The organism is Achromobacter sp. 1L-A-4-B-C2 (genome assembly GCF_057291955.1).
This window is the reverse complement of the sequence record NZ_JBXAWP010000002.1, coordinates 660,472-671,674: the sequence shown is the minus strand read 5'-3', so window position 1 is coordinate 671,674 and position 11,203 is coordinate 660,472. Positions and strand designations below refer to the sequence as shown.

Annotated in this window: 10 protein-coding genes and 1 pseudogene; 4 read left to right on the top strand and 7 right to left on the bottom strand. The window is 58.3% G+C overall.

Annotated features, from left to right (window positions below; all coding sequences use genetic code 11):
* Positions 1-25 precede the first annotated feature (25 nt).
* The 3 genes from AC0Z35_RS10460 (at position 26) to AC0Z35_RS10450 (ending at position 1,177) form a co-directional block, all read left to right on the top strand.
* Positions 26-487 carry a hypothetical protein gene (locus AC0Z35_RS10460; RefSeq protein WP_485131917.1) on the top strand — a complete coding sequence of 154 codons (462 nt, stop codon included), beginning with the start codon at positions 26-28 and terminating at the stop codon, positions 485-487.
* Between the two features lie 448 nt (positions 488-935).
* Positions 936-1,007, top strand: a complete 72-nt coding sequence (locus AC0Z35_RS10455; protein ID WP_485132134.1) for a hypothetical protein — start codon at positions 936-938, stop codon at positions 1,005-1,007.
* A 14-nt stretch (positions 1,008-1,021) separates the two neighbouring features.
* Complete coding sequence (locus AC0Z35_RS10450) at positions 1,022-1,177, top strand: integrase core domain-containing protein (protein WP_485131916.1); 156 nt, start codon at positions 1,022-1,024, stop codon at positions 1,175-1,177.
* 48 nt (positions 1,178-1,225) lie between these two features.
* On the opposite strand, the pseudogene AC0Z35_RS10445 reads toward AC0Z35_RS10450, so the two are convergent.
* Positions 1,226-1,489 (bottom strand): annotated as a pseudogene (locus AC0Z35_RS10445) (transposase domain-containing protein); the annotation flags it as partial.
* Between the two features lie 670 nt (positions 1,490-2,159).
* Between AC0Z35_RS10445 and AC0Z35_RS10440 the strand changes: the two are divergent.
* On the top strand, positions 2,160-4,082 hold the full coding sequence (locus AC0Z35_RS10440) for a hypothetical protein (RefSeq protein ID WP_485131915.1): 1,923 nt from the start codon (positions 2,160-2,162) through the stop codon (positions 4,080-4,082).
* A 125-nt stretch (positions 4,083-4,207) separates the two neighbouring features.
* Here the strand turns inward: AC0Z35_RS10440 and AC0Z35_RS10435 are convergent, their stop codons facing one another.
* The 6 genes from AC0Z35_RS10435 to AC0Z35_RS10410 form a co-directional block, all read right to left on the bottom strand.
* Positions 4,208-5,182 carry a hypothetical protein gene (locus AC0Z35_RS10435; protein ID WP_485131914.1) on the bottom strand — a complete coding sequence of 325 codons (975 nt, stop codon included), beginning with the start codon at positions 5,180-5,182 and terminating at the stop codon, positions 4,208-4,210.
* Between the two features lie 159 nt (positions 5,183-5,341).
* Entirely contained in the window at positions 5,342-5,656 is a 315-nt protein-coding gene (locus AC0Z35_RS10430) for a hypothetical protein (protein ID WP_485131913.1), read from the bottom strand.
* Between the two features lie 351 nt (positions 5,657-6,007).
* Positions 6,008-6,856: a class I SAM-dependent methyltransferase gene (locus AC0Z35_RS10425; protein ID WP_485131912.1), complete on the bottom strand. Its 849-nt coding sequence runs from the start codon at positions 6,854-6,856 to the stop codon at positions 6,008-6,010.
* A 106-nt stretch (positions 6,857-6,962) separates the two neighbouring features.
* On the bottom strand, positions 6,963-8,138 hold the full coding sequence (locus AC0Z35_RS10420; RefSeq protein ID WP_485131911.1) for a CMD domain protein: 1,176 nt from the start codon (positions 8,136-8,138) through the stop codon (positions 6,963-6,965).
* A gap of 24 nt (positions 8,139-8,162) precedes the next feature.
* Positions 8,163-9,593 (bottom strand): acyl-CoA thioester hydrolase/BAAT C-terminal domain-containing protein, encoded by a 1,431-nt coding sequence (locus AC0Z35_RS10415; protein WP_485131910.1) that lies wholly within the window; start codon positions 9,591-9,593, stop codon positions 8,163-8,165.
* Positions 9,594-9,596: 3 nt separating this feature from the next.
* A complete protein-coding gene (locus tag AC0Z35_RS10410) occupies positions 9,597-11,180 on the bottom strand; it encodes an ABC transporter substrate-binding protein (protein WP_314364201.1) in 1,584 nt (527 codons plus the stop codon).
* Positions 11,181-11,203 lie beyond the last annotated feature (23 nt).

The window sequence follows — 11,203 nt, the reverse complement described above, 5'->3', positions numbered from 1 at the left end:
AAATATATATTACTAGAGAGGGTGTATGCGTTTAGCGCACGACAAGTCTATAGAGCATGCATGGCGTTACTTTGAGCTCCACGCTAAGCAGCGTATGACAGTGTTTAATTTTTTTTTGGGCGCGACGGGGCTTTTAGCTGCAGGGATTGCTACCGCCATTCAAGGCGGCCGGAGCTTGAATTTTATTGGAATTGTTCTTGGTTTGCTTTTGTCTTTCATCGCATTTATCTTTTGGAAATTGGATCAGAGAGTGTGTGTGCTGGTGAAGCGCGCGGAGGCTGTCATTGCGGCCTTGGAACAGAGCTCCCTAGATTCGTCCTCGCATTTGTTTATTGACGAATCTGCTTTTTTCTTAAAGGATGCGCATACATCCAATGGGTGGAGTCGCCTCTGGACCTATGGGCGAGCATTTCGCACTACGTTTTGTGTGGCAGGGGTGTTCGGAATCTCCGCGTCGTTATTTTGCTCTTATAAATTGTGGTGCTAGCATAAGTTCGCCCTTGAGGTAGACACCAGGCTGTAGATTTTTTTGGATTTCCCTGAGTCGGAAGTTGCCTTCAACAAAGGAGGATTTACGGCTTTGACGTAGGCCTAAGGTACCGTGACACGGGTCTGAATTTGCCTCGACGCTGCAAAAGGCGGCTACCCGACCGACTGCGACAGCCATTGGATCTGGCCACAGAATCGAATCGTTGTTTGGCGGTCGACTTCATTCATGAGGTTCTCTACTGCGGCCGACGGTTTCGGACTCTGAACGTGACGAGGCGAACCGGGAGTGGTTGGCCATTGAGGTAGGCATGCCCTTCCCTTTGACGCTCCTGATTCAGGTCTTGAGCCGTTTGATCAACTGGCTATGGTCCTCCCGATGAAATACGGCTGAATAACGGTCTGGAGATGATCCTAGAGGCTTTACCGAATGGGCTGGCGGTTAAGGTATTGCGATTCGCTATATCCAGCCTGGCAAGCTAAAACAGAACACCTTTATCGAGCGCTTCAATCGAACCTAGCGTAACGTACCGAAGTGCTCGACGCGCCCCTATTCGACAACGTTGAGCGGGTCCAAGCGATTACCGATCAATGGTTGCTCAATTACAACCAAAAACGCCTGCGCGATTCGCTGGGCGCTCTCCCGCCGTTGCAATTCATGCCTCGGTTAACCCTTGCTTCGATCGTCTAATCGGTATGGGCCCGCCCAATACCGTCTTGACGACGGGGAGCAAGTTGCTCAGAACTTGACGTTCCAGGGCAGCAGATCGGCGACGCGGTTAACGGGATAGTCTGCGATCACCAAGAGTACATGACGCAGATAGGCCTCGGGGTTAATCCCGTTGAGCTTGGCCGTTTCCATCAGGCTGTACATCGTGGCGGCTCGTTCACCGCCGCGTTCCGAACCCATGAACAGATAGATTTTGCGGCCGAGAGCGACTCCGCGCAGCGACCGCTCTGCTGCGGAGTTATCGCTTTCAACTTCGCCGTTGGCAAGATAGCGGTAAGGCTACGCGGCTATTCCGGCAGGGAGGCGGTGGGAGTGGAAGAGAACACAGATCGATGCAGCATCGTTTTTTGGTCCTACGTGGCAGCCAGGCGGGTTGCCTGGTGTCGCGCCAGGACCTGGCCGCAGCGGAGCGGTCAAGGGGCAGCGCCGGCGAAGCCGCGCCGCCGGTGGAGGCGCCCTTGACGTCGAGAACGGTCAGGTACGATCGGAAAAAGCAGACAACTCCCCGGGATCTCCTCCTGGAACTTTCAGTACCGGTTCTTAAATGGCGGTCGACTTCAGGTATTCATCGCCCTGGAGTTTTGAGCGTTGAACGCTATTGGATGCAGCCCGTATGCAAGCGCGATGACCGACACATCGCACATACATTTCTCAGTTAAAACGTGGCCCGCATTCCCCGAGACCGGACGCAATGCCTACGCTGCGACGCGCTCTGGATATCGCCTGCCGACGTTGCTCCGGCGCTTGAAGCAGCTCTTCTAGTGAATGCCGTTGTGCGTTACAGAAACCATTCCACGGGTGCCGTAGAGCACTGGCGCTGCGCGGGTTTCTACCATCTTGTCATCGTCCACAGCACGAGCGCAGTATTTGCCGATATGATGGAACACACCGTCAGACGCGCCATGACCGGTGGGGGAAAGCACCGGCGCGGTGGAGCTCTAACATGAACAATAATGTTGGCTCGAAGACGCACGGGAAATTCCGCAAAGCATGGCTGGCCGTGCCTGGCGTCGCGCTTAGCCTCACGCTGACGAGTGTCGTAAACGGGCAAGTCGCAGCGCTGCCCCCAATCCCATTGACACAGTCTACCCATCTAGGGCAAGGCTACGCGCTGGGGGTCGGTTCTATGCGGGCCCAGGCGCTAGCGTTGCCCGAGGTCACCCCTTCCGAGTCAAACCGTGTCGAATATGACCTCCAATACGTAGACGACTATAGCGAGCTCGCCCGAGTGCTGAAAATCAGTGCGGCGGCGTCGTATGGCGCCGGCGGCGTTGGGGGCAATGCACGGGCAAATCTCATGCGTTCGAGCACATTGAGCCGTCGAAACGCATATGTGGCGGTCCGCGCGTTGGTGGAAATTCGGACGGACAGCATATCGACCTACCCCCTCAACGCGAACGCTGTAGCCGCCGCCAGTAGCAGTCCTGAAGATTTCTTTCAGGGATACGGAGACAGTTTCGTCCGCAGCATCAGCTACGGCGGTGAGCTAGCCGCACTGATGGAATTCGCCACGACATCAGCTGCAGAGTCACAGCAGCTGAGGATTGACGTTAAAGCTGCAGCAAGCGGGTTCGCAGGGGCAGGATCATATGATGAAGCCATTCGGACGCTGTCGCAGGGGCGCCGAGTGACGGTTCGCTACGTGCAAACGGGAGGCGATACAGGGCAATTGCTCGCCTTGCTGGCGATTGGCCATATGCCCGCAAGCGGTGGGGTCGATAGCACGGGCGGAGCCGTCGTCCTTACCCCCGAACAACTCATCCGAAGGCTCGGCGAGTTCCTTCCCGAGGTACGCAACTTCCCATCCCAGGCCAAGGCCCTGAGTGGCGAGCTATCGGATTACGGCGCCGTGAGCGGATGGCCGCCGGCAGTACCAAAACCAATCCCTGCCCCGAACAACGGCAGATTGACAGCGGCTGTCGCGACTCTAAGGTTGCTGGAGGAAGAGCTGGCCACGGTTAACGACGGGATGTCGACGAACGAATATCAAAACGCGGCCGCGCTAAATGAGGGTCTGATCCTGAGGAGCTATCTCGACTATGTCAGGCAGCTTGCGGATACTGCGGTGCGACAGATAGCCGCTACGCCGCAAGACAAGTCGAACTGGGTTATACCCACGCGCGACCAGTATTCTGACGAGGTGATGCTAAGCATGCCATCCAACGTTTGGCGTGGCAATGCGGGCGATCAATGCTCAGTCCTCGAACAAGACCTCAGTAGGTTCCGAACTTGCCTACTCGGTCAAAAGGGCGGGTGGACATTCGAGCGTTGGCCTAGAGTTAAGAGCTTTCGTGTCGAGCGTGCAGTGAGCGGTGAATTTATGGCAGTCCGTCAGAACGTGATTGTCCAACCTGGTATGTCGCTCAACTGGGCGGGTTCTATTCACCACCCTCTGCCCACCCCCCTAAATGTCTTTGCCGACCAGCTGTGCGGTAAAACTGGCCCGGATGATGGCCGTCTTGCTCTGTGGAGCGTTATATCTGAGACGAATTTTGGCGGAAATTGTTGCGGATATTCGGCCTCCAATTTCGCGTGCGTCGAATTTGAAAAACCCGCCGAAGCGGTGTATCCGCGACCGGTCTATACGCAGAAAGAAGGGGCCGCGCTTGATGGGGCGATCCGGACGGTTATGCAAGCCGGGGAGCAATATACCGAGTTTGATGTGAAACCGCCTTGTGCAAAGGGGTTTGGTGCATACCTCATCACACAACCCGTTTCAGAAGGGTTCCCGAAGAAAGATCGTGGCTACTATCGTTTCTCGAATGACGGCCTACAAACTGTACGCCACCCAGAAAGTAATGGCGCTGGAACAGAGGACGCCAGAACTCCCGCGATAATTCTTGAAACGGCCTATTGCGCCACATAGACGTAAGCGCCTACCGAACACACCTAATCGGCCCTAGTGTGCTTGACCGGGGCCCCACGTCCCTCGAAGGTCTATTAACCAAAAGTGCGGTTGGAAGGGGGCGAGATTAGAGCAAGTAAGCACAATCAGCCGGCGGGGAGATCGTTAGCTTTCGGCGCGGATTTGTAGTCGCAGCGTAGTCGAATAAAATCGGTCGGCACGTCAACTGATGCCTCGAAAAACGTTGAAAAATCGAAATCAGTCAATTTGTGTGGGGCGACTAATACAGACTCTTGATCGTTTCCCAGAAAGACTATTGGTTGACCCAGTGGCACATTAGCGCATTCATTCCAGTGGCTAAAGTCTAGCGCATATGCCATCAAATAAATTTTCTCCGGCACTCGGGAGTTTGATAGTTGATTGGTCGACCAACCCCAACCAAAATAAAGAATTACGGCTGATACGAATGCGGTTAGTAAAGAATACACCGGGAATAACTGGGTATCTTTGCCTTTAAATTTGGCCCAGCACCAATGCGCTCCGGTGAAGATATGTACCGAGAATAGAAATATCGCTACCGCCAGGACAAACGGAACCAGAAATTTAAGGACCAGAATTGCCGTTGTGAAGATCAATGTGATGGGGAATGCAGAAGCGTCAACGTGAAATATTTCGTTGATGTGTCCTGCAGCTTTTCCGCGAGCATAAAGAACCAATCCGGAAACGATGATGGACACCAAGAACTTGGTAATGGTGAAGCTCCACAGCGACCGTACCACTGCCGAACGCTCTAAGGATATCCCGACGAACAAAGTACACAGAACTACAGCACATAGTCGGAAAGTTAAGGTGTTTTCGCGTGCCCACTCCCAATCACTGCTGGCTGACCGGGTGATCGCTAACATAACTCCAATGACGCCGATTAAACCGAGAGTCCATGTGAGTTCGTATTTCTGCTGGTCTCTTTCGCGATCTTTTGCTGCTATCCACCTACTGAAATCACTATTAATTTCTCGAACGTAGAATTTCAGAGATCTCTGGCTTTCCCGATATAAATCCCTTTCGCTGCCGCTTAATTCTTTATTGATGTTCTCTAAAATATCTTTGGTTGTACTTTTCATTTTGGTCAGAGGAATTGCAAATTTTGTGTGGATTTCGTCGGCCTAGGGTTGTTTTTAAAATTTGCCGAAGAACAGCGAAAGCCTAGCTCAATCGATCTTTTTTGTAATTTCAGTCTCGCGCGTCCTTGGAAAGCCACGGTGGTTTAACTGGGTAAAGCTTTATCCGGTAGTTTGCGCTCGCTCTTTTGATCGCTGTTCGTTCGATCTAGCTTCTTCAAGTAGATCCGTAATCAGTTCGGAAACGGGATGGCAAAGGCTTTCCACCCCACCCATCAAATTTGACATTACGTCCGCGTTTATGGGCGACGCACCCGTCGCCCCCGGCTCATTCACACTATTCCCCACAATCCGAGCAATAGCCCAAATCCCTTGGCAAGCCCGCTCCATCTTCCTCAAATCATCGACCCGCACAAGCGCAAACTCCGGATCATCCGGCGTAGCCCAGCGGTCATAAGTAAAGGGGTGATCATTCATAGCAGCCTCTTTCGTCGTTAGACCCGCGCCCCGCTGTCAATCGGGGTGGGCGGGCGCAAGGCCGGGTTGACAGACCGGTGACAAAAGAAACCGGCGCACGCGAGCGTGCCCCAGCCAAGGCCCGCCCATAGCAGGGACGTGCGTCGGCCTACGGACGTAAAAATGCCGCTATTGCAGCGGCAGTCCGCCTTTTGTCATTTCCAGCTGTCAAACCGGACGGTCATTGGTGTGACCGCAGGGCGAGTATACGGCGGAACGCTACGGAAGCAGCAACGATGCGCGTGACGTTTTTGTCTCGCCCCAAACGACAGTCAAAAAGCACAAAGGACTCCGCAGAGCCCTTCGTCATATTCATGCAGCCACCGGCACAAAAAACCGATCCTTCAACTCCTGCAATCCAATCCGCTCCAACATCTCCGTCAACCTCTCCGCAGGCTTCCGGGTCGGCAAATCCTTAAACTGCGCCACGATCAGCTCATTCTTCATAGAATGCTCCCACCCGACCAACTCCGTCACACTAACCTGATACCCATGCGCTTCCAGCTGCAAGCACCGCAGCACATTCGTAATCTGGCTTCCAAATTCCCGCGTATGCAACGGATGCCGCCAGATCTCCGCCAGCGGATCAGCCAGCGCCGTGCCTTTATTCTTCCTTAGCACAGAAGCCACTTCCGCCTGGCAGCAAGGCACAACGACGATGTACTTCGCCTTCTTCTCCAACGCAAAGTGAATCGCGTCATCGGTGGCGGTATTACAAGCGTGCAACGCAGTGACCACATCAATCGTCGCCGGCAACTTATCCGACGTGATCGATTCCGCCACCGACAGATTCAAGAACGACATCCCGCCAAACCCGAGCCGCTTCGCCAGTTCCTCTGACGACTTCACCAGTTCCTCGCGAGTTTCAATCCCATAAATATGGGACCCATTCCCGACGGCATCTTTCTGTTCCTTGAAGAACAAGTCATACAAAATAAACCCCAAATACGACTTACCAGCCCCGTGATCCGCGAGCGTCACCGCGCCACGTTCTTGTTGCACGTCTTTCAGCAAGGGCTCGATGAACTGAAACAGGTGATAGACCTGTTTCAGCTTACGGCGGCTGTCCTGGTTCATCTTGCCGTCGCGGGTCAGGATGTGCAGGGCTTTTAGGAGTTCGATCGACTGGCCGGGGCGGATGTCGTGGGTTTTTTCTGACATGGGGGAAGGCAAAGCGCCCCGCACGGGGCGGGGCGCGTAGTGGCGCGGAAAGTGTCAGTTTAACGAAAACGCTGATGCGCCCGCAGGGCAGTACAAAAAGCGGGTCTTAGCCTACGGTGGCAAAAACCGGTTCGCCCAGGTTCAGCATCAAACGATTTGCCCAGGCGAAGATCGCGTCCGAGTGCAGCAGGTCCAGCACTTCGCCTTCGCTCAAGCCCGCATCCTTCAATGCCTGGATGCTGTTGGCGTTGACGTCGGCCTGGGCTTCGGTGATCTGGATCGAGAACTGGGCAATCGCCAGTTCTCGCGCCGTGGTGCCGGCGGTGTAGGGGTCTTCGAACACTTGCGCGATCACTTCATTACGCTTGGCCAGTTGTTCGAAGCGCTGTGCGTGGACGGATGCGCAGTACACGCAGCCGTTCACACGCGAGACGACCGTGGAGCCCAGCTCGCGTTCGGCGCGCGACAGGCCGCCTGGGGCGTACATGATGGCGTTGAAGGCGGTGGAGCGCTGGCGCAGGATTTCCGGTTGGTGGACCAGGAACAGGTAGTAGTCCGAGACCTTGGCCTTGGGGTGGCTTTCTTCCAGGACGGCGACTTGTTCCGGGGTGGCGGTGTCGACGTTGACGACGTCGAGCCATGCCTTCCACTCCAGCACTTCGTTGGTGAAGCCGTGGGCCTTGATGACGGCGCCGGGTTCGGTGGCGGCGGTGTTGGGTTCGAAGGGCGCGGGCGGGACGGCGGCGGCGCGGGGGGCTTGGCCTTCCAGGTCTTTCATCGCGGCCAGGCCGGCGACCAGACGGGTCTGGTACGACAGGAAGGCGATCAGTTGCGACAGGGTGACCACTGCGGGCGTGGTGACGCCTGCTGCGGGCAGGGTCTTCAGCGCGGCTTCGTCGCCTTCGACGGGGTTTTCGATCAGCTTGCGCGTGAATTCCAACACGGCAGCCAGGCGCGGGGTGGAGGCGTCTGACGGCGTGCCGGATTCTGCGACGGCGATGTCGGCGGGGGCTGCGTCGGTTTCCGCCAAGCGTGCGCGGTAGTGCGAGGCCAGCAGCGGCGACGGGCTGATGCGGGTGGCGTACAGCGCGACCAGCAGGCGTTCGGCCAGCGACAAGCCGGGCAGTGGCGGGTCGAACAGGGCGTCGTAGCTGCCTTGCGTGGCGGCGGCGACTTTTTCGCGTTGGTGGCGGACCTGAAAAGTTTTGCTGCCGGGCGTCAGGCCGACGAGCTTGTCGACCAGATCATTGACGGCGTCATAGACGATGGGTTGTTGTGCCATGGGGATGTTCTCCTTGGTGTCTGATCAGCTGGCGTTGCCGGAAGTGCTTGTTGACTGTGCGGCAGCCGATTGCGAGCTTGGGGAATCCGAACGTCCCGAATCCGCGCTAGCCGAATTAACCGCAGCCGCCCGCGCCTTCACCGCCGCGTCCAAAAACTTCTTCACGCCTTCCCACGATTCCTGGTCGGCGCGTGCGTTGTCTTTTGGATTCCCGCCGCTGGTGCTGATCTTGCCCGACACGGGGTGAGCGTAGACGAGCTGGGTGGTGGGCACGTACGGGAACAGGATCGAGTGGCCGCCATTTTCGTAGTCGAGCCATTCGACGGGGTAGGGGTGTTTCACTTCGACCAGCTTGTCCTGCACCATCTTCGAATACAGGCTCGACGGCCATGATCCATCGTCGGTGGCCGACAGCAGCATGACCGGGCCTTCGATGTCTTCCACGCGAATGCGGGCGCGGGCGACGGCGTCGGGGTCTTGCAGCGCGGTCAGGATGGCTTTCTCGTGACGATGCGGCGATGGGCCTTCATCGAACGGGGCCCAGGTGGCGGTGCGGTTGTTTTCCCAGACGTGGGGGATGGGCTTGCCGCCCAGCAGCCAGGTCGGACCTTCGCGGCCGATCTTGGGGTCGCAAGCGTTCTGGCCGCTGTGGACGACGGCGCCGGGTACGTAGGCGACGACGGCGGACACTTCCTTGGGGAAGGTTGCGCCCAGCAGCAGCACGAGTTCACCGCCGCGCGACTGGCCGCTGATGGCGACGAAGTCGTGCTTGGGCTGAACCTTTTTGCGCAGCCAGCGCAGGCCGGTCTGGAAGTATTCCAGCGGGGTGTTCGAGATGTAGTCGGACAGGCCCGGTGCCTTGAAGTACGCCAGCGCAAAGGCGGCGTAGCCGCGCGATGCGTATAGCGCCGCGCGGGGTTCGTTGATGCCGCCGCCCGAGCCGTTCAGGATCATGACGGCGGGGTGCGAACCGGGCTTGCTGCCTGCCGGCAGGTACAGCGTGCCGACCAAGCCTTCTTCGCGGACCTCGTGGCGCGTGACGCCGTCCAGCGCCAAGCGTTGCGTGAAGGTGGCTTGCGCCTGCATGTCGGCTACAACGCCGGCATCAGTGCCGCCTTCAACCGCACCCACACGCGCAACCACGTCGGTGACCAAGGCATCGGTCACCGGGTGGTTGAAGTGTTCGCGGCTGGGCGAGTCCACGGGGGCTTGCGACCAGATCAGGCCCATCGGCGACAAACCGGTGTAGTCGCCCGAGACGGGCGCGTCGCGGGTCAGGTCGACCACGCCGTCTTCGCCCGCCGTGTAGGCGGCCTGGGCTTGCCAGATCACGCCGTTGCGGCGGGTGCGCGCGGTGATATGCACCGTTTGGCCGGGTGCCACGTTTTCCACCCGGATCTGGCGCGGCACGTCGATCAAGGCGTCCGCGGGGGTGATGGTCAGGGTCGGCGCCATGGCTTATTTACCGGCCGCGGCGGCGGGTTCTTTGGTGACCATCATGGCGGCCGTGCGGTCGCTGGTCATCGGCGTCACCTTCAAGCCCTTCTTGGTGGCCCAGATGTTCTTGTAGTGGAACAGCGGGATGATGCCGACGTCGTCGGACACCAGCTTGACCGAGTCGCGCAGGATGGCTTCACGCTTGGCCACATCGAATTCCGACGTGGACTGTTCCAGCGCGGCGTCTACCTTGGGGTTGGTGTAGTGGCCCCAGTTGGACGCGCCCAGGCCCTTCTTGGCGTCGACGGTGGCCAGGATGTTGACCAGCGCGTAGCTGGCTTCGCCCGTGCCGTTGCCCCACGCCAGCATGCTGACGGCGAATTCGTTCTTGTTGGCGCGGCCCGAGTACACGGCCCATGGCACCACTTCCACTTGGGTCTTCACGCCGACGCGGGTCCAGAACTGCGCCACCGCCTGGGCCGTTTCCGGGCCTTGCGGGTAGCGGTCATTGGGCACGTGCATGGTCAGCTTGAAGCCGTCGGGAAAGCCCGCTTCGGCCAGCAGCTTCTTGGCTTGCGCGACATCGTTGGGGATGTCTTTGACGTCGGGGTTGTAGCCGAAGGTGCCCTTGGGCATCCACTGGTTGGCTTCAGTGGCCGCGCCTTGCAGGATGCGGTCGGAAATGGCCTTGCGGTTGATGGCCAGGTTCAGCGCCTGACGCACGCGCAGGTCCAGCAGCGGGTTCTTGTCCAGCGGCTTGCCGTTGTTGTCGGTGATGTACTGGTTGGGCGCGGGGTTGAAGCTGGGTTGCAGGATCATCACGCGCAGGCCGTCGTACGGGTACACCGCGATGTTCGGGGCCTTTTGCAGCTTGGCCAGGTCCGACACCGACACCTTGTCGATCACGTCCACGTCACCGGCCAACAGGGCGGCGGTGCGCGACGCGGCGTTGTTGATGTAGCGGTAGTTGACCTTGTCCCAGGTGGCCTTCTCGCCCCAGTAGCCGTCGTTGCGTTCCATGATGACGCGGTCGCCGGGGGTGTAGGACACGAACTTGTACGGGCCGGTGCCGACCATGGCCTTGCCCGAGTTGTAGTCTTCGGTGGTGGACTTTTCACCGACGTGCTTGCTGACGACGTGCACGGATGCCAGGTTCAGCGGCAGGTCGGGGTTGGGCGCCTTGGTCTTGACGATAAGGGTCAGCGGGTCCTTGGCGGTCATCGTGTCGATGGTGCGCAGGTAGCCGGCGTACGTTGCCACGCTGCCCGGCACGGCGCGCGCGCGGGTGTAGGAATAGATCAGGTCGTCGGCGGTAAACGGCGTGCCGTCTTGCCACTTGACGCCTTCACGCAGCTTGAATTCCCAGGTGGTGGGGTCCAGCGGTTTCCAGCTGACGGCCAGGCCGGGTTGAAGCTTGTTCCATTTGTTCTCGATCAGCAGGTCCCAGAAGTGCAGGGCCACCGAGCGGTCGCCGGCGTGGTTGTTCAGCTGCGGGTCCAGGGACGACAGCGGGTCGGCAAAGCCGATCGACAGGTTGTCGGCGGACGCGGCGGCAGAGGCGCCAAGGATGGCGGCGGTCAGGGTCGAAAGAATCAGGCGTTTCATGTTCGGGGTCCTTGGTAGGGGGG